The organism is Rothia sp. HMSC065B04 (genome assembly GCF_001812285.1).
Taxonomy (GTDB): Bacteria; Actinomycetota; Actinomycetes; order Actinomycetales; family Micrococcaceae; genus Rothia; species Rothia mucilaginosa.
In genome coordinates this window covers 131,532-150,470 of the sequence record NZ_KV808406.1, presented here as the reverse complement: position 1 = coordinate 150,470, position 18,939 = coordinate 131,532, and the positions used below count along the sequence as shown (strand labels likewise).

Below are 18,939 nucleotides of genomic sequence, written 5' to 3'. Positions count from 1 at the left end.
TTGGGTCAGCTCACGCATCTAAATTCACCACTTCTTTGAAACAGTCAAGGTTCGAGCGCGAGTGAAGGACAATCACAACCTGCTTGTCACTGCCCTCGATAGCGCACGCCATCGATTCGAGCTCAGCGCGCTCCTCTGACGGAGTGAGAGCCTTCAAGGTCTCATCAAGCAACACAAGCCGGGCAGCGCCTTCACGTAACACGGAACGCGCAAGCATGAGCCCGCTCGAATTCGATGCTTCAGATGCGAACGGATCGATATCCGGTACGATTACCACTTCGCCTTGGGGATACCGGCGGTATAGAGCATCAAGCATGACGGACTTCCCCGCGCCAGTTGGTCCAATCAAGGCAACCATAGAACACCCAGAGTCAAGAACGCTCTCAAGCAGAGCCAGGTCAGCAGACCGCACGGGCGGATAAGAACGGTCGGCCCGGTACTCTTCAAGCATCCGAACACGCTCCGCAGTCAAGCTGACTACACCAACCTGTTGCAGCGTCTCCACCGTAGATTGGATGCCAGATGACAGAGTTACTGCAAAATATATTACGACCGCGGGAGCAACCACTGAGTTCGATCCTTCGACCATCAGTGCCAATCCCACTGCAGAAACATTCAGTGACAACACAAGCAACTGGATCAGTCCCGTACGCAGTGCGTAGGCGTTCGCCAACTGAATCGAGCTGCTGACGTATGCAGCCTCCGAATGAGCGTAGGCTTCTTCTCCAGCCCGACGCAGCCCTGCACTGACGGGCGCAGCGTGTAAGCCAGCCTGGGCACCAGCCACCCCGATGAAGTCACCTCGGCGATTGGCAGCCGTCGTCGAGGCAGGGAGAATCCACTTTGAACCCTGACGCATAGCAAGGATCGCTAGGGGTGCTACCGCCAACACAGCAATCATGAACAGCGGGGCGCCAGCCACTGCGCCTCCAATGAGCATAAAGGTCTGTAGAATGACCATAAATACCGAACCCAGGGCGCTAGGCACCGACATCTGAAGGTCGGAGAAGTCTTCACCCATCCGCCCCATGACCGCACCGCTTGTTCTAGGACTAGCGAATCGATCGAGCCTGCGTATAACCCGGTCGTGCAAATCGCTCAGCCTAGCGATGGGAGCCCAGTAGAGCGGGCCAAAGAACATGACGGACCCAACAATTGCTGCCAGTGCGCAAGCAGCTGACACTCCAGCAACCTGAGCAGACAGCCCATCACTGTGAGCAATCGTCAATGCAAAAGCAACTTCGGATCCGCTCAAGAGTAGGGCGCCACACGTAATCCACACCAAATGCGGTCCAAACAACAACAGGGCCGATCGTCGGAATGTGGCACGCTTCGGATCAGGGTCAGGAAGGTCCTGTCCCTCGCTCACATCCGTCGAACCAGCATCTGCCTCCTTAGCTGCCCCGGGGCTATGAGCCTGCAACTCAAGAGGGTCTACCCTCGCATCATTGCCGGGGGTGAAGGCACTCGGTACGTACTCCTCCGAGCTTGCCAGAAGTGTGCACGTTGGCACGCACTCTAAGATCCTCTCGGCAACCACTTCTCGTGCTACAGGATCAAGCGCTGCGAACGTATCGTCCAAAATTAGCCAGTCCGGTTTGTCTGCCAAAACGATAGCGACAGCAGCACGGTGTCTCTCTCCTGACGACAAGGTTGTTGCGTCTTGCCAGAACCGCCCGATCACATCCTCACTGAGCCCCATACCTAAAGCGAGGCTAGTGAACCGGGATACCTGATGTGGCGAAGCAGAAGCTCGCCACGCTGACAACACCGAATGGGACACTTCCGGGTTGCGTGGTACGAAAGCAGAATCGGGGGTGGTCACGGATGTGCGCAATGCTTCAGCGCGCTCAGACGTAGCGGCAAGCACCTCTCTAGAATTTGAAGGCTGCCCCACCCAGTCCTGCTGTTTAACCGTGCAATTTGGAGACGACTCGAGCTTGTCGAGCTCACGCATCATTGGCACAGCGAGCCGAATAACCCGATAGTTTACGATGTTGTTCTGCACCGCTGCGTACAGGTAGCGGGCTGCCAAAATAATTCCAACACCGAAATGAGCGGATGGCCAGAGCCACGCGCCGAGAACCACAACCACAGCGAGCACCGCAGTTAGTGCTCCCCGTTCAAGGAATCCATTCAGGATCTGCAACGGGACTCGTCTGTGCAGAAGCTGCTCTTCGGTGTTTCGGATGCTAGCGACCTTGTCCAGGGCGGTACCCCAGCTGGGGATGCTTTGCCCTCGAGGCAGCGCGTTTGCTACACGCTGGATCCACTGCCGACGCTCTCCCTCTAGAGCGACGTACTGTTCCCATAGTCGGCCCACCAAGTTGATGAGACGGACGCTGACGAATACCAATCCAGTGATGAGCAACGCAGCGATTGCGCCGCTTGCACCATATAGCGCGAGCGAAGCCGCGAGAAAGGCAATAATCTGAACGGTTGAAACGGCGAAATCAACAACGAAGGCAAACTGGCTGATCTGTCCTGGGTATGTGAGAACATGCCCGTGAGCTTCCGGCGGATGGGATGACCTACTAAAGATGTCCCGGAAACGGCGGTATGTGAGCTGTCGAACCGCGATCGTGAGAATAAGCTCTTGGCGTTCCTTCACCCAGTACCCTAGGCTTTCAGCCAGGAAAGCGAAGATGAGTAACCAAATAGCACTGCCTGGGGTCCTCTCACCTGACGTTACCTGGCCGATACCTGCCGTAATCATCAGAGCCCCTGCAACATTCAGTAGGCCAGCGGTGAAGACGGTGAAACTCGTGCTCGTTGGCGCGAATACCAAAGCAAGCCAGCGGATCCGTCTCGGCAGGTTCCGCGCTATCCTTTGATAGCGCGCATACAAGTGCTCGATGGGCATGTCTCTCAGATGCAGGCTAGGAGCAGCGCTCTGTGTTTCGCCCCGTCGCTTGTGATTGATCACCATTATGTTTCCAGTCATTCGGTATTCGAGTTCAGGTGTACGGCCTCGTTAAACCGCAAAATAGATATCCAGAATACTTTCTGGTGTTCTGAGTGGTGGAAGCACCCGGAAGCATTATGTCGCCTGACCCTAATGTAGCAGACATGGGATGAATCACACGGCGACTACAGGAGCCTTACACAATGGTGGCGTGAGCAGATGGATTACCACATACCGATACTTATGTCTGCAACCGGCCCGTTCCGCTACTGCAAAGATGGATTCCACGATTCTGCCAGTTATAGGCGGGATACATTCTGGTGCGGCCCCTCCCCTGTTTCTTATGCTCGTGGGCTATTTTTCGTCGTCATCAATGGCGGGCAAGCTTAGCAGGGCGGTTCCCGCCTCGGTGAGCGACCAGCGCATCGTACGGCCAGCCTTCACACCCTCAACAAGCCCAAGCCCCTGCAGCAGTTTGAGTCTATCGCGCAGAGTCGGCGCCGTAACACCCAGTGCCTCCTGCAACTCGCTCGAAGTGGGGGCAACCGGCGCACGGAAAATCTGCACCTGCCCCAGCAGGTACAGCAGCCGCAGAACATCATCAAGCTTCTTCGAAGTCAGCCCGGGGGTGCCACCCGTCCAGGTGCGGCTGCCCTCCAGATCAGCGATACGCTTGCCAAGGGCACGCCACGCACGGTCACGTGATTCCAACTCGTCTACCAGGTGCTCCTGCGCTTGCTCGATCAGCCCCAGAAAAACATGCAGAAAACCGGTCACCTCACCGTAGTTGAGGGGTTCTTCCGCCGCGCTAAACGCCTTGTAGTAGCGGCTCTTCTGAATGTTGAGCGTGCTCGGCAGGGTGAGGGTCGTCAGCCGGGTGAGTGTCTGCCCCAGGTGGGACACCAGCAGGTACCTGCCCAGGCGGCCGTTGCCGTCGTAGAAAGGGTGCGTGTATTCCACCATGAAATGCGCGGCGATCGCGGAGAATAGCGCCGGCACGTTCGGGTCGAGGGCATGGTCAAGCGCCGCCTGAACGTTGGCGGTGATGGTTACTTCGCTGTCGGGGGCGCGGTGAATTTCTCGGGTGTTGTCGTGGATAACCACGGGTTTGGTGCGGAATAGAGCCCCGTCTGGGCGGTCTTCTTCCGCGAGGTGCCCCTCGAGTAGCGTGTCGTAGAGGCTACGCACCTGCTCAACCGTGGAGGGTGGGCGGCCTGCCCCCAGGTCTTTGAGGAGGTTCACGAATTCGACGGCGCGTTTGGCGCGGGGGTCCTCGCTGTCGCCGGAGGTGAGTGCCTCAGAGATGAGCTGGCGTGTGGTGTGCACACCTTCGATGCGGTCGGACGCCACGATGCTGCGTACTGCCAGGTCGAGTAGGTAGCTTTGCATGGCGATGCTGGGCAGTTGGGAGCTCAGCTGTTCGATGTGCCGTTCACGGCGCATGATGCGTTCGAAGGATGCGAGCGCGATGCGGTCTGCCAGGTAGAACAGGGGGTGCTCCCCTACCGTGAATTCGTTGAGGAGGTAGGTGGAGTGGCCGTTGCGGCGTGCCTGCAGTTCGGTTTGTGCGGCGGCTTTGCCGCGTTCGTGGAAGATGCTTTTGAGGGTGCGGTACCTTGTGCCGGTGGTGTTCACGTGTACCCTCCTTGATGGTGTAAAAAATCGCGGTTTTTTTCATTATCCTCCTGATTTTCAGGAAATAGTGAAAAAATCCGCGATTTCTTTCATAATCCAGGTCACAAATAGGTAGTTAGGGTGCTAGGAAGGCTCCCGAACACCCTCACTACACCCACTAGAGCACCTCGGGGTGGACCGCCACCTCCACGGCGGCAGGCAGCACGCGCGCGCTAATGCGGTACGCCGACGGTGCCGGGTCACCATCCACCTCAACCGGCTGCGCACCATCCGGGAACTCCAACACCACCTCAGACCCCACCAAGTGGCGAATCACCGGCAGCTCAATGCGCGGCGAACCCAGAATCGTGCGGCGCGTAACCTTAGCCATCAGCAGCCCCCACTCCACCAGGTCACGCGGCGACGCCACAATCACCTCAAGGTTGCCGTCATGCACATCCGTCATATCCGCCAGGCGAATACCACCCTGCAGGCGGCCACAATTCGCGATCAGCACCGAACGCATCGGCAAAGTACGGAACGGCGCACCATCCACACTAATACGCACCGGGTGCGACCTGCCCAGCATATGCTTCATACCGGATTGCACGTACGCGACCCACCCGAACTTCGCCTTAATGTCCTCGTTCGTGTCATTCATGACGAGCGCATCAAATCCGGCACCACTCATCACAAAGAACGTGTGTTCGGTTTCTTCGCCGGGGGCGCTCGTCGTCGTCATCTCAATCGCATCAACGGCCTGACCTGCACCGTTCAGCGCAATATTCACACACGCCGCCACGTCACTGACCGGAATGTACAGGTTGCGCGCCAGCAGGTTACCGGTACCCATCGGCAGAATACCCAGACGCGGCTTGCGCCCCTCATGATGTGCCAGCGCCGCCGCCACAGCACGCACCGTACCGTCACCACCGGCAGCAATCAGCAGGTCAACACCCTCAGCGATCAGCTCGCGGGCAGCCTCAGAACCGGGCTCGTCCACGCGGGTGGTGCGCACCAGCGCCTGCGGGTGGCCGTTCGCCGCGAGGGTACGTTCCAGAATCTCGATAGCCGCCGCAGCGCCGGGCTTACTCGGGTTGTACACCACGCCCACGCGCTGCGCCTCACCGGTGGGCAGGGTCGGCAGAACGCCGAAGGGCGCACCCAGTTCGATAGCGCGTCGGCGCGCTTCACGGCGGGCACGAGTGACGGAGGCGGTCAGAGCCGCCGCCGCAGAAACACCAAGGAGTTTACGGTAAAGAGGCATAGTTCTTAGACTACCGGGATACGCAAAAACCCGCCCACCGTTTACGCGGTGAGCGGGTTTTTCAGCTGGTTATGAGATTACTCAGCGGGCGGGGTTTCCCTTACTCAGCGACAGCCGGGATGACCTCGGCACCACCCATGTACGGGCGAAGAGCCTCAGGAATCACAACAGAACCATCAGCCTGCTGGTGAGTCTCCAGGATGGCAACCACCCAGCGAGTCGTCGCCAGGGTGCCGTTCAGGGTCGCTACGGAGCGGGTGCGGCCCTTACGCACGTTGCCTGCCTCATCCACGGTGTCCGGGGTGCGCTCGCGGATGTTCAGGCGGCGCGCCTGGTAGGTGGTGCAGTTCGAGGTGGAGGTCAGCTCGCGGTAGGTGCCCTGGGTGGGGACCCACGCCTCGCAGTCGAACTTGCGGGCTGCGGAGGTGCCCAGGTCGCCTGCGGCGGTGTCAATCACGCGGTATGCGAGGCCGCAGCGCTGCAGCATTTCCTCTTCGAGGGACAGCAGCTTTGCGTGCATCTCTTCTGCCTGCTCGACGGGGCAGTAGACGAACATTTCAGCCTTGTTGAACTGGTGCACGCGAATGATGCCGCGGGTGTCCTTACCTGCGGAGCCTGCCTCGCGGCGGTAGCAGGAGGACCAGCCCAGGTACTTCTTCGCACCCTTCTCGAAGTCGAGAATTTCGTCGGTGTGGTAGCCGGCGAGCGCCACCTCGGAGGTGCCGACCAGGTACAGGTCGTCGCGTTCGAGGCGGTAGATTTCGTCGTCGTGCTTGACGTTGAAGCCGGTGCCGTTCATGATTTCGGGGCGTACCAGGGTGGGGGTGGTCATCATGGTGAAGCCGTGCTCGGTTGCGAGGTCGAGCGCCATCCACATGAGTGCCTGCTCCAAGCGTGCTACCTGGCCCTTGAGGAAGTAGAAGCGTGCGCCGGAGACCTTCGCGCCGCGTGCCATGTCGATGCCGTCGACGAGTTCGCCGATTTCGAGGTGGTCGCGCGGTTCGAAGCCTTCGGTGGTGAAGTCGCGGGGGGTGCCGACTTCCTTGACGACTACGTAGTCGTCTTCGCCGCCGACGGGTACGCCGTCGATGATGAGGTTTTCGATGCTGCTGATCAGTTCCTCGTATTCGGCGGTTTTCGCTTCGGAGGCTGCCTTTGCTTCGTTGACGCGGGCTGCCAGTTCCTTCGCCTGTGCGACGAGGGCGGGCTTTTCTTCCTTGGGTGCCTTTGCGACGGTCTTGCCGAAGGCGTTCTGTTCGGCGCGCAGGGTCTCGTATTCGCCGATGAGTGCGCGGCGTGCGGTGTCGGCTTCGAGGATGCGGTCGACGTGGGTTTCGTCCTTGCCGCGTGCTCGCTGGGAGGCGCGGAAGACGTCGGGGTTTTCGCGGAGGAGGTTAATATCAATCACTGTTTTATCCTACCTAATCTTGCGGTGGGTTGTGGGCGGGGTTTGCGCTGGTGGGGCGCGGGTAGGTGCGGGGGTGTCTAGCGGCGCTGCAGCTGTGCGGGGCGACCGTTCGGGAAGAGCGACTCAACCCATTCGTGTGCGGCGTCGAAGGAGCCATCGGAGTGGATGGCGTCGACTTCGGTGTTTTCGTGGTCGGCGCGCGGGTAGGAGCCGAGGAATTTCAGCGTCGGGGAGACGCGGTGCAGGCCGCGCAGTGCATCGCGCATGCGTGCCTCGTAGATGTGGCCGTCGGCGTCGATGCTGAACGAGTAGGAGCCCATGCCTTCGCCGGTGGGGCGCGATTCGATGCGGGAGAGGTTCACGCCGCGCACGGAGAACTGTTCGAGCAGTTCGAGCAGGGCGCCGGCGCGGTTGGCGGGCAACGGCACGGTCAGGGTGGTCTTATCGGAGCCGGTCGATTCGGGGATGTCGGCGGTGCGGGAGAGCAGCACGAAGCGGGTTACGGCGTTCTTGTTGTCGCCGATGTTGTCCTGCAACACGTGCAGTTCCGGGTGGTAGTTCAGTAGCGCCGGGGAGCAGATTGCCGCATCGTAGGTGCAGCCCTCTTCGAGCAGGCCGACAGCCGCCGCCGCGGTGGAGGAGCCGGGCAGGTAGGCGGCGGCGGGTACGTTCTCCTGCGCCCAGCCGCGCACCTGCGCCCAGGCGTGCGAGTGGGTGGAGATGGTCTTAACATCGTCAATACTGATGGGCTTCGCGGCGACCAGCACGAAGCGGATCGGTACGAGCACTTCACGGATAATGCGTACACCCTCGCTGGCTGCGATAGCGTCCAGGGTGGCGCTCACGCCGCCCTCCACGGAGTTTTCGATGGGCACCATGGCGGCGTCCACCTCGCCCGCGTTCAGGCGTGCGAGCGCGTCGGGCACGCTGGTGGCGGGGATCCGTTCGGCGTCGGATGCGCCGGGGACGCTCAGCAGGGCGGATTCGGTGAAGGTGCCGGAGGGGCCAAGGTAGGTGTATCGCATGCCACTATAGTAGCGTCTGCCGTGGAGGGGGCGCCGAATTGGGCCATAGGTTACGGTCTTTGGCGGTAGTTAAAAGCCCCCACCAAAGTCGCTAACCTATGGTCGAAAAATTTAAGTCATGACTGAAGAACGTAAGCTACCGCCGGAACCGCTACCTCACGAACTGGCGCACCCGCGCGGTATCCCAGTACTGGGCGGGCACGCCTCCACCCATGAGCTCACGGGCGATAGCGGCAGCCTGCACGGAACCAGCCTCCGGCAGGGGCGCGTGCGAGCCAGCAATAATGACGTTGCCGCGGCGGCGGCCCTTCAACATTGCCGAATCCGCCACAATACACACGTACTCGAACACCTCAAGCAGGGCGGACGCCTCCGCGCGGGCACCGGTCAGCGCCGGCCCGTCACCGCAGTTCAGGATGTACAGGCCACCGGGTGCCAGCGACTCGGCAACGGTGCGGGTGAACTCGACAGTGGTGAGCGCCTCGGGCGTGGTGTCCCCGGCGAATACGTCACGGATCAGCACGTCACGGGATGCGGGCGCGAAGGTTGCGGTGACGGCACCCGCCTCGCCCACGCGAATCTTCACGCGCGGCGCCTTGGGGATGTCGAACCAGGCGCGCACATACTCGGCGAGCTTGGCATCCAGCTCAACAACCGTGTTGCGGCTGGTCGGGTACAGGTCAGCGAAATAGCGCGCCATCGAGCACGCGCCGCCGCCCAGGTGGGTGATGCGCAGCTTCGCGGCGTCCAGGTGCTCCTCCACGTGTGAGGAGACGACCGCGGCAATCCAGCGCATGTACTCAAAATCCAGCTGGCGAGGCTCACCCACAATCACGTGGGAAGACTGCACACCATTAATGAGCAGCAGCCAGCCGTCAGCATGGTAGCCGTCAGGGACCAGCTCCGCCTCACCCGTAGAAATCGGGTACACGCCAGCAGCGGCACCCTGCACGGGGGTGTTCTCGGTATCGTCGATGCGGTTCTTCTGCTGCTTCTGCGTCTTCTGGGCTTTCTGCGCCTTCTGGGACTTCTTGGGTGCCCTGCTCTTTTTCGCCATACCCACTAGCCTAGCTGACAAGCCTCAAGGCAACAGAGCGCTCTGCAACAGCCCCCGCACGCCCTTAGCGTACGCACCCGCAAGGAACCGCCTTCACAGGGGCCGGCTGAGTAGACTAGAACCCATGGGATTTGTATGTCAGGGCCGCTACGCGCTCGCACCAATTGAACCGACCGACGCCGAAAAATACGTCAACCTGCAGCTGGACTGCATGGAGCAAACCTACGACCCGATCTACTTCGACACGCTCGGGGAAAGCTTCACCGCCCGCCACCGCGCCGAACGCAACGAATACCTCGAAGACTTCCACCGCCACCTCTCCTCCCCCACCGTGCGCGGCTTCTTTGCCTATGAGGTGCCCGGCTGGACCCCCGACGGCGGGCTCTCCTGCTCTATCGGCGCACGCATCGACTGGGATAAGCCGGTCGGCCTGGCGCTCTCCCTGTGTGAGCCCTCCTCCTGGGAACTCGAACGTGCCGAGTCCCTCCCCGAACTGCCCGCAGGCACCCGCAAACTCGTACACCTGTACACCCTCAACCACACGCACGGCACCGGGCTCGGTCAGGCACTCTACGAATCCGTCATCTACCCGGACGAAAACTCCTACCTGTGGGTCATGGCAGAAAACGAACGAGCGCTCTCCTTCTACGAGCGGCTCGGCTACCGCAACGAAGGCGTGTACTTCCAAGCACGCGGCTCCTGGGCCCCCGGACGCAGCGTACGATACGCGCGCATCCCCAACCCCTAAACGGCACACCACAACAGGGAAACAGCCCGCCCACATGACGCAGCGCACCGCACACCCTGTTAGGCGCCACCCCCACAACGCCTTAAGATAGAAGATGACCTATAAGCTCGACGCACCCGCGCACAGGAGCACATACACCCCTGCGCAACCGCGGGACCCAGCGCCGAACATCGCATAGAAGGACAGTAAAACAATGACCACCGGTCTTTACCTCTCCGCTATGTCCCAGAACTCGGGCAAGTCCCTCGTAGCCCTGGGTCTAGCAGACTCCCTCATCAAGCGCGCAGACCGCGTCGGCTTCTTCCGCCCCGTATTCGACGGCGCAACCATCGCCGACGACCCCATGGCACGCCTCATCCGTGAACACTTCGGCCTGACCGAAGAGCAGGTAGGCGGCGCAGTCTCCATGACCGACGCACTCGCACTCATCGCAGAAGGCGACACCGAAGAAATCTCCGCACGCGCGGTCTCCGCCTACGAAAAGGTCGCAGCAAACAGCGACGTCGTAATCGTCGACGGCGTCTACCTGCCCGCCAACGCGCTCTCAGTCGAATTCGACCTGAACGTCCAGATCGCACGTGACCTCGGCCTGCCCGTCGTCGCAATCGTCGGCGCACAGGAAGAAACCGTCGAAGAAGCAGTCACCGCAGTCGACGTGGCACGCACCGAACTGCTCGCCTCCAAGGTAGACCTGCTCGCAATCATCGTCAGCCGGGCAGAACCCGAACTGCACGACGAAATCGAAAAGTCCGTCAAGCGCGGCGACGCAAACCTGCCCGTCTACGTACTGCCCGAAATCCCCGAACTGAACGCACCCACCGTCGGTGAAGTTGCCGAAGCCCTCAAGCTCGACACCGAAGGCATCAAGGCAGAAGACCTCAGCCGCGACATCCACGGCATCAAGGTCGCAGCAATGAACGTCTCCAACTTCCTCAACCAGTTCGTCGACGGCGACTTCGTCATCGTCCCCGGCGACCGTGCAGACATCGTCGCAGCAACCCTCGCATCCGCACTGGCACCGACCTTCCCCGCACCCTCCGGCGTGCTGCTCACCGGCGGCCTGGACGCACTGCCCGGCAAGAACACCGCAGTCGGCTCCCTCATCGACAACGCGCCGTTCCCCGTGCTGTCCACCACCAAGGACACCTTCAAGTCTGCACGCGCAGTCTCCCGCGTCCGCGGCACCCTCGAAAGCGGCCACCAGCGCAAGCTCGCAGCGGCAATGGGCGGTTGGGACGAGCACGTCAACAAGGACGAACTGCTGGCACGCCTCGAAATTGAGCGCCCCGCATCCATGACCCCGCTGCGCTTCCTGCACAACCTCATCGAGACCGCACGCGCAAACCGCCGCTCCGTGGTCCTGCCCGAGGGTTACGACGTGCGTATCCTGCGTGCATCCGAAATCATTGCACGCCGCGACTTCTGCGACCTGATCCTGCTCGGCAACCCCGCCAAGATCGCAGAGATCTGCCGGGCCGAAGGTATCGAACTGCCCAGCACCATTCGTATCATCGACATCGAAAACAACGAGTACACCGAGGACTTCGCAGCAACCTACGCTGAGCTGCGTGCACACAAGGGCGTCACCATTGAGGCTGCTCGCGAGCGCATGACCGACCCCTCGTACTTCGGCACCATGCTCGTCTACAAGGGCATCGCCGACGGCATGGTTTCCGGTGCAGTGAACACCACCGCGAACACCATCCGCCCCTCGCTCGAGTTCATCAAGACCCGCCCCGGCACCAAGATCGTCTCCTCCGTCTTCCTCATGCTGATGGAAGACCGCGTTCTGGTCTACGGCGACTGCGCAGTGAACCCGAACCCCAACGCAGAGCAGCTCGCCGACATCGCGAAGGCATCCGCAGAGACTGCACGCCAGTTCGGCGTCACCCCCAAGGTTGCTATGCTGTCCTACTCGACCGGCACCTCCGGCGCTGGCGCAGACGTGGACGTTGTGCGTGAGGCAACCGAGCTCGTGCGCGCCTCGAACCCCGACTTCGCGGTTGAGGGCCCGATCCAGTACGACGCTGCTTCGAACATGTCCATTGCGTCGACCAAGCTGCCCGGCAGCGAGGTCGCTGGTCAGGCTACCGTGTTCGTCTTCCCCGACCTGAACACCGGTAACAACACCTACAAGGCTGTTCAGCAGTCTTCGGGTGCTGCCGCTGTGGGCCCGGTTCTGCAGGGTCTGCGTAAGCCCGTGAACGACCTGTCGCGCGGTACCACCGTTGAGGACATCATCAACACCGTTGCGATCACCGCAATTCAGGCACAGAGCCTGTAAGGTGCACGCGGCGCTGTAGCGTGAAGGCTGCGGCATTCCGTTGATATAGAAATCTCCCGCACTGGGCGGGGCATGCCGTGAAGGTGTGCTCCACCCGGTGCGGGAGATTTTTTGTAATTACAGGGTTTCTTGTAGTGCCATTCCCCGGTTAGACCTTGCGGGTGCGGCGGAGGCGCACATAGTTAATCACGTCAAGAACAGCCATGCCCACGGCGGTCAGAACCGGGCCGAGGGCGGGCGGGGCTCGTAGCCTTCTCGTCGGGCGCGCAGAGCGGCACTCAGGGCGTTACCCAGGTACAGGACGAGAGCACCGACGACGACCGCGACGGTGAGGGCACCGTCGAGGAGCGTGCGTGGGGTCAGCGGTGCGGTGCCTGCCTCAGCGAAGAGATTGAGGATGCGCACCGCGGCGTAGGCGTAGCAGAAGATGACTGCCGCGCGGATGGTGAGGGGTAGGTTAGTTCAGAAGGTTTTCATGCGGCCCCTTTCGAGGTGGAGGGCGGGCTTCTGTCTGGGTGTTACCCCAAGGATACCTAAGAACGCCGGCCTGTGATGCGAATCAATAGCGTTTGGGCTGGTGTGTTCTGCGTGCGGGGCGGGGTGATTGCTGCGCCGAGTTTAATCGCCGAGAAGCCACATGTGTTTCGAAAAGCAACATGTTAAGTGGCTTCTCGAAACACATGTGGCTTTTCAAGGAGGGGTGTATGCAGGAGTCGCCGGAATTTTTGTAATTACAGGATTCCACCACCCCTACCCCGTGAGCCGGTGACCACCCAAGCAGCGGCAAACCGCCCGGGCTGCTAGGCTGCTGCTATGACCGTAACTGACGAAACTCTCCCCCTGGGGCTCTACGAACACCTCAAGAGCGCATCGCTCATGGGCCGCGCCACCCCCGAAGGCGCGCAATGGCAGGAAGAAATCCTCGAAAAGGACGACTACAACATCTCCGAACTGCTCACCCAGTTCTTCGCCACCCAGCTGGCTCCCGCCCTCGAAAGCCTCAAAACCCCTGCACACCAGGTGGAACTCATCAACCGCATGATGGAGCTCCTACCGCAGGACGCCGAAGAGCAGAACGACTCCTTGCTGACCGACGACGACAGCAACGTAATTCAGATGCGCGAGCTCACCCTCACTGACGCAAAAACTACGCGCCCCGATATTCCTCTGAGCGACGTTGCTCTGATGACGAATACTTCTAAAGACCTGAATCTCAATACTGAAATTCAGAAAGAGCTAGAAAGTGCAGACCGTGTAGATTTGCTCTGCTCATTTCTTAAAATGTCCGGCGTTAATAGTTTGAGCGAGCAACTTAAAGCTATTAAAAATCGCGGTATTCCTTTCCGTATTATTACCACCACCTACATGGGCGCAACCGACCGTAAGGCTATCGACCGCCTCGTTGAAGAGTACGGCGCCAAGGTGAAAATCAGCTACCAGGGCGACAGCACCCGCCTGCACGCGAAGGCCTGGCTATTCCACCGCAATACCGGCATGTCCACCGGCTATGTGGGCAGCTCGAACCTCTCTAGTGCCGCGCTCACTGACGGCCTGGAGTGGAATGTTCGCATCTCTAACCCGATTACGCCCGGCCTGATCCGCCAGTTTGAAGGCCTCTTCGAAAGCTACTGGAAGAGCGGCGATTTCACCCTTTACACCGCCTCTGACCAGGAGAAACAGGATCTCGACACTGCCCTGGCCAAGGCGGATATTACCGGCCGTAAAAGCAAGGGCCTGGAGTACGATATCGACTCGTCCCTGCTGGATGTGCACCCGTTCCCGCATCAGGTGCGTATGCTTGAAGAAATGCAGAACGCTCGTTCTAAGGGTCGTCACCGCAACCTCGCCGTGGCCGCAACCGGCACCGGCAAAACCGTGTTCTCGGCTCTCGATTACAGGCGACTCTGCGAGCAGTCCGGCAAAAAGCTGAAGCTGCTTTTTATTGCGCACCGCAAAGAAATCCTTGACCAGGCGCGCCGCACTTTCGGCGACGTCATGCTTAAAGGTAATTTCGGTGAGCTCCTGACCGGCGGCAAAAAGCCCGAATATAACGAGGCTGTTTTTGCGACCATTCAGACTTTGTCGGGTGCCACCCTCGAAAGTTACGCGCCGGACTATTTCGATGTCATCATCATGGACGAATGCCACCACATTAAGGCCGCCAGCTGGGACAAAGTTTTCAACTATTTTGAGCCCCGCGAATTTATTGGCCTGACCGCAACCCCCGAGCGAGAAGACGGGGTAAACATCGCCGACAAGTACTTTGACGGCTATGTGGCGACCTCAATCCGCCTGTGGGACGCACTCGAAGACCACCTCCTCGTACCCTTCCAGTACTTCGGTATTGCCGACGGCACCGACCTGCGCCGCATCAACGTTCGGGGTGGCAAATACGACGAAAACGCCCTGGAGAACCTGTACACCAAGGACGAGGCTGAACGCCGCCTGCGCATCATCGTGGAGGAGCTACGCGAGAAGGTCGACAACCCCCTGCGCATGAAGGCACTCGGGTTCTGCGTGAGCGTGAAGCACGCCGAATACATGGCGCAGAAATTCAACGAGGTGGGTATTCCCGCCGACTTCTTGGTCGGTACGGATTCCGCCGAGCGCCGCGCCGAGGTCATGAAAAACCTTGCAGACGAAGCGCACGAGCTGACCACGATCTTCACCGTGGACCTGTTCAACGAGGGCGTCGATATTCCGAGCGTCGACACCCTCCTGATGCTGCGCCCCACCCAGTCGCTCACCCTCTTCCTGCAGCAGCTGGGCCGCGGTCTGCGCCGTGCACCGTTGAAGTCTGTTCTGACGGTCCTCGACTTCGTGGGACACCAGAACAAGAACTTCATGGTTCACCACAAGTACCGCGCCTTTGTACGACAGGGTACCCTGACCGAGCAGGACATTGAGAGCCCTGAACTGCCGGCCGGCTGCCACTTCCACCTGGACGAGCTGACTCAGAAGCAGGTCATCAAGAAGATTCGCGAGTCCCTACGCATGAACCAGAACGCCCTCATCGACACCGCAAAGAGCTACCTGGAAGACATGCGCCGAAACTCCACGGAACCCGATATTCGCCCCACCGTCATCGACTTCATCAACCGCTACGGGTTGGGACTGCCGCAGATTTACGGCCGTAGCAGCAAGGTGCCCCTGCCCGGTGTTGCTAAGCCCGTTGCAACGACCTGGACCAGCCTCCAGGCCGCGAGTGGACTGTACCCCGACCTGGTGGTTCCCTTCCAGGACAACGTGGCCGTCGAGACGAATAAGCGCGTCAAGGCACTCACACACGTGCACGACACGTTCCGCATTAACGCATACCTGGAGCTACTGAACACCGACATCCTGGAACAGGACATGACCGAAGAACAGCGCCGCCACGCATGGATGCTCCTGTTCTCCATCTGGCCAAAGGCCAAGTGGGACGGGTCCTCTGAGAAGTTCAGCCTCGACGAGGGCCTGGCAACTCTGCGCAAGAACCGCGGCATGTTGCAGGAGATGGAGAGCGTCTGGAACTTCAACGCCGGTACGGATACCACCTCCACCCTGCCGCTCTTTGAGGGTGAAGGCGTCCCCCTGCGCACTCACGCCTACTACTCTCGCGAGGAGTTGTTTGCTGGTCTGGGTGGTCAGGAGGAGAACTTCAAGGTACCCGGCGGCGTGGTCAACGGTGTTGTGCCCTTCGACCCGACGAATACCACCGCGCTACTGGTGACGTTGGAAAAGTCTGAAAAGCACTTCTCCCCGGCCACCATGTATAAGGACTACGCCATCAGCACTGACGAGTTCGCGTGGGATTCGCAGAGCGCGACAACCCCCGAAAGTCAGCTTGGTCAGCTCTTCCAACACCACGAGGAGCGAGGCCGACGCATCGTGCTCTTCGCCCGCCAGCACAGGGAGAATAGGCTCGGCCCCGAACCCTACATGTGCCTGGGCACCGTGAAATACATTTCTCACGAGGGCTCCAAGCCGATGCATATTCGCTGGTCGTTGGACCGACCGATGCCGGCGTCCATGTTCCAGATCGCGAAGATTGCCTCGTAGGTCATAAATAACCGCAGCAGGCGGCCCCGGATACATGTGTGCGTCCGGGGCCGCCTGCTTTTTAGACCGAGGTTTTCGATAGGTTAGTGCCTTCGCCGTGGGTCTTTAACCCGCAGTGAAGACACTAACCTATCGACGAAAAGGCAAGGCATAACCCATAACCAGCTCTCGCCTACCTGGCGCAGCCGGAGATTCGGTCATGGGTTACGGATTTGTGCCATAGGCTAGTGTCTTTGGTCGTAGTTAAAAACCATGGTCAAAGACGCTAAACCATGACACAAATTCTGCTGAGGCGGCACCTCCACAAGTGCAGATTATTTGATGCATAAAGCATTGAGGTGTTCGTATGGTGATGTTTAGTCGCTGTTGTACCCAAAAGAATGCAAACGACGGCAAACATGCGGTAGGGTGGATATTGTAGTGTTCTATAGCGCATTGATGCGATTGCTGGATGCACTATAGGGTTGTTTTTCTTCCGGTGGTCAATGTGACCTGTGAATAACGGCCCGACATGCACATATATCACACTGTCACCGACGATAGGAGCGTATCTTCTATGGATTCGACCATTTTCAATCGCCGTACCCTGTTGGGCAGCGGCGCACTTGTGGGCCTTGGTGCCCTGCTTGCGGCGTGTGGCCAGCAGGCAAATAGCGAGGCGGCAGCCACCGCATCCGTCGTGCCGAGTGAAACTGCCTCGGCATCTGCGGCGGCATCTGAGTCGCCTTCGGCAAGCGCAACCCCGTCTACTGTTCGAGGCTACTCGGGCGGCTCGAAGGCACCGGATGGTGAGTACCGCCCTGCGGACGGCAAGGGCCCTGCTCAGAACGTGCCGAAGCCTAACGCCCCTGAAGAGGGCTATCGTGAGAAGTCTATTGAAGGTATCCGTAAGACGATGGATGCTTGGGTGAAATGGACTAATTACGGAATTCAAGTAGGCGATTTTACGGAATCCCGAAAATACATTTCCAGTAATTTTGAAAGTGAACTTAAGGGATATAAGAGCTTTGAGGACTTGTATAAGCGCGGCGGGTGGATTATTGATGGCATTGACAACTATGTTGCTGATGGAAATCCGTGGTCTGAGGATGGGGAAACCTATTTTTGGAAGGCATATCGCGAGTGGAATTATATAACTCTTGTGGAGCCTACCGGAGAATGGCACCGAAACCGAAATATCCAGAAGGATAATGACACCTGGAAATTTGAGTTTAAGTATTCTGATTCTTCATGGAAAATTATCGGTTACGAACAGGTAGAAGACTAAAATAATGAAAAAAATAATAAAATGCAGTGGGATTTTTTCTCTATCTTGCATTCTAGGATTTTGCGGTACCACTAACGTTGATGCATACGTTATTACTGCGCCTTGTTCTGACACATCAGCTAAAGTTTGCCAAATCGAAGTTGAAACAACTACTTCGCGAGGCAGTCAAGATGGTTACGATGAGAAAAATACAGGTGCAGATAATGCCAACCAGGAAATTCAGCAACAATATACTTATTCCACAGTAAATCAGGGAAACGGCGTAAAAGTTACCTACGCCAACGAAAATCCCAATATTATGTCATGCACAACCAAAGACGGAAGAATAGGAACATTCAAGTTCACAAATATGTCGCTTGAATCTGGCATTCCTGTAGATCACGGAAGTCCCCGAAGCCCTTCCTCTGCTAGTTGCATCCCGAACAATACCCGCACCCTCACCAGTGCCGACAGCCCCGGCCCCACCGGCCCGACCTACGAAGAAGTTATGACGGAAATTCGCCATGCTGCAGAGTCCCTAGAGCCGGGCAAGCCAACCCTGCACCAGTCCTATAACAATCCCGCAGGCACTGGCCGAGCAGAAGGCGACCCCAACGTCTACAAGGGCGACCAGATCAACTTCTACGTCGATGACGGAGGACCCTACCGCCTCGAAGCAGACATGCTCGCCGGACACGTCGAAATTGAGCTCATGCCCTCCTCCTATGTCATCGAGTACGGCAACGGCGATACTGCCACCAACTACACCGCGGGCAAACCGGTCACCACCTACCCTCGTGAGCGTCCGCGTCAAACGGATACCAGCTACGCTTACCAGCGTTCCGGTAACTTCCACGCCTAGCTTTCTACACCAACGCAATAACCTGCCATACGGCAGGCCTTTTTTGTTTAACAGAAAAATGACTCTTCTACAGATCAGGGGCAACAAGGCGGCAGTCTCTGAAATCGGCCCGCGCGGTCCCGAGCGCAGAGCACCGCGGCGTCAGCCGCTTGGTGCGGGGCAGCCCCCACGATGGGCAAGAAGGATAACCCGAACCCGCGCCTACGCAAGGCCGATATTCGTACCGGTCAGCGCTGGCACCTCAATGATAACGGTGACGGGGATACGGAGTATTCGTTGCACCGCGACTGGCCCGACATGTAAGGTCGTTCTCCTGCCGTGGGTCTTACGCTGAGAAGCCACATGTGTTTCGAAAAGCCACTTCTTTGGTGGCTTCTCGAAACACATATGGCTTTTCGCCGTTCATAGGGGAGGGTCGGGAGAACTTTCGATAGGTTAGTGTCTTCGTCGTGGGTCTTTAACCCGCAGTGAAGACACTAACC

Annotated in this window: 13 protein-coding genes and 1 pseudogene; 7 read left to right on the top strand and 7 right to left on the bottom strand. The window is 59.2% G+C overall.

The genetic code is table 11. The features are described from left to right. Positions 1-10: 10 nt before the first annotated feature. Positions 11-2,929, bottom strand: coding sequence for a hypothetical protein (locus tag HMPREF2845_RS00675; protein WP_070633632.1), 2,919 nt, complete (start codon positions 2,927-2,929; stop codon positions 11-13). Positions 2,930-3,082: 153 nt separating this feature from the next. Here HMPREF2845_RS00675 and HMPREF2845_RS09485 point away from each other — a divergent pair. Continuing rightward, positions 3,083-3,295: pseudogene (locus HMPREF2845_RS09485) on the top strand (hypothetical protein); the annotation flags it as partial. On the opposite strand, the gene HMPREF2845_RS00670 reads toward HMPREF2845_RS09485, so the two are convergent. The 5 genes from HMPREF2845_RS00670 to HMPREF2845_RS00650 form a co-directional block, all read right to left on the bottom strand. Continuing rightward, positions 3,260-4,540 (bottom strand): Fic family protein, encoded by a 1,281-nt coding sequence (locus HMPREF2845_RS00670; protein ID WP_070633630.1) that lies wholly within the window; start codon positions 4,538-4,540, stop codon positions 3,260-3,262. The pseudogene HMPREF2845_RS09485 and the gene HMPREF2845_RS00670 overlap by 36 nt on opposite strands. A 157-nt stretch (positions 4,541-4,697) precedes the next feature. Continuing rightward, positions 4,698-5,786 carry a diacylglycerol/lipid kinase family protein gene (locus HMPREF2845_RS00665; protein WP_070633628.1) on the bottom strand — a complete coding sequence of 363 codons (1,089 nt, stop codon included), beginning with the start codon at positions 5,784-5,786 and terminating at the stop codon, positions 4,698-4,700. Positions 5,787-5,886: 100 nt separating this feature from the next. Then, positions 5,887-7,194: a serine--tRNA ligase gene (gene serS / locus HMPREF2845_RS00660; protein WP_070633626.1), complete on the bottom strand. Its 1,308-nt coding sequence runs from the start codon at positions 7,192-7,194 to the stop codon at positions 5,887-5,889. A gap of 77 nt (positions 7,195-7,271) precedes the next feature. Continuing rightward, complete coding sequence (gene pheA / locus HMPREF2845_RS00655; RefSeq protein WP_070633624.1) at positions 7,272-8,219, bottom strand: prephenate dehydratase; 948 nt, start codon at positions 8,217-8,219, stop codon at positions 7,272-7,274. 151 nt (positions 8,220-8,370) lie between these two features. Then, the gene (locus HMPREF2845_RS00650; protein ID WP_070633623.1) at positions 8,371-9,276 is read right to left on the bottom strand and encodes a spermidine synthase; all 906 of its coding nucleotides are present in this window, start codon (positions 9,274-9,276) and stop codon (positions 8,371-8,373) included. Between the two features lie 124 nt (positions 9,277-9,400). Between HMPREF2845_RS00650 and HMPREF2845_RS00645 the strand changes: the two genes are divergently transcribed. Then, positions 9,401-10,024, top strand: coding sequence for a GNAT family N-acetyltransferase (locus HMPREF2845_RS00645; RefSeq protein WP_070633621.1), 624 nt, complete (start codon positions 9,401-9,403; stop codon positions 10,022-10,024). 193 nt (positions 10,025-10,217) lie between these two features. Continuing rightward, positions 10,218-12,308: a phosphate acetyltransferase gene (pta, locus tag HMPREF2845_RS00640; RefSeq protein WP_070633619.1), complete on the top strand. Its 2,091-nt coding sequence runs from the start codon at positions 10,218-10,220 to the stop codon at positions 12,306-12,308. A 216-nt stretch (positions 12,309-12,524) separates the two neighbouring features. Here the strand turns inward: pta and HMPREF2845_RS00635 are convergent, their stop codons facing one another. Beyond that, a complete protein-coding gene (locus tag HMPREF2845_RS00635) occupies positions 12,525-12,713 on the bottom strand; it encodes a hypothetical protein (protein WP_070633618.1) in 189 nt (62 codons plus the stop codon). 408 nt (positions 12,714-13,121) lie between these two features. Here HMPREF2845_RS00635 and HMPREF2845_RS00630 point away from each other — a divergent pair, with 408 nt between their 5' ends. The 4 genes from HMPREF2845_RS00630 to HMPREF2845_RS09450 all read left to right on the top strand — a co-directional run bounded on the left by HMPREF2845_RS00630 (position 13,122) and on the right by HMPREF2845_RS09450 (position 18,760). Next, positions 13,122-16,349: a DEAD/DEAH box helicase gene (locus HMPREF2845_RS00630; protein WP_070633616.1), complete on the top strand. Its 3,228-nt coding sequence runs from the start codon at positions 13,122-13,124 to the stop codon at positions 16,347-16,349. A gap of 556 nt (positions 16,350-16,905) precedes the next feature. Beyond that, a complete protein-coding gene (locus tag HMPREF2845_RS00625) occupies positions 16,906-17,616 on the top strand; it encodes a DUF6318 family protein (protein ID WP_070630081.1) in 711 nt (236 codons plus the stop codon). A gap of 349 nt (positions 17,617-17,965) precedes the next feature. Continuing rightward, positions 17,966-18,457, top strand: coding sequence for a hypothetical protein (locus tag HMPREF2845_RS09380; RefSeq protein ID WP_246824577.1), 492 nt, complete (start codon positions 17,966-17,968; stop codon positions 18,455-18,457). 171 nt (positions 18,458-18,628) lie between these two features. Then, positions 18,629-18,760, top strand: a complete 132-nt coding sequence (locus HMPREF2845_RS09450) for a hypothetical protein (protein WP_256370754.1) — start codon at positions 18,629-18,631, stop codon at positions 18,758-18,760. The last annotated feature ends 179 nt before the right edge of the window (positions 18,761-18,939 follow it).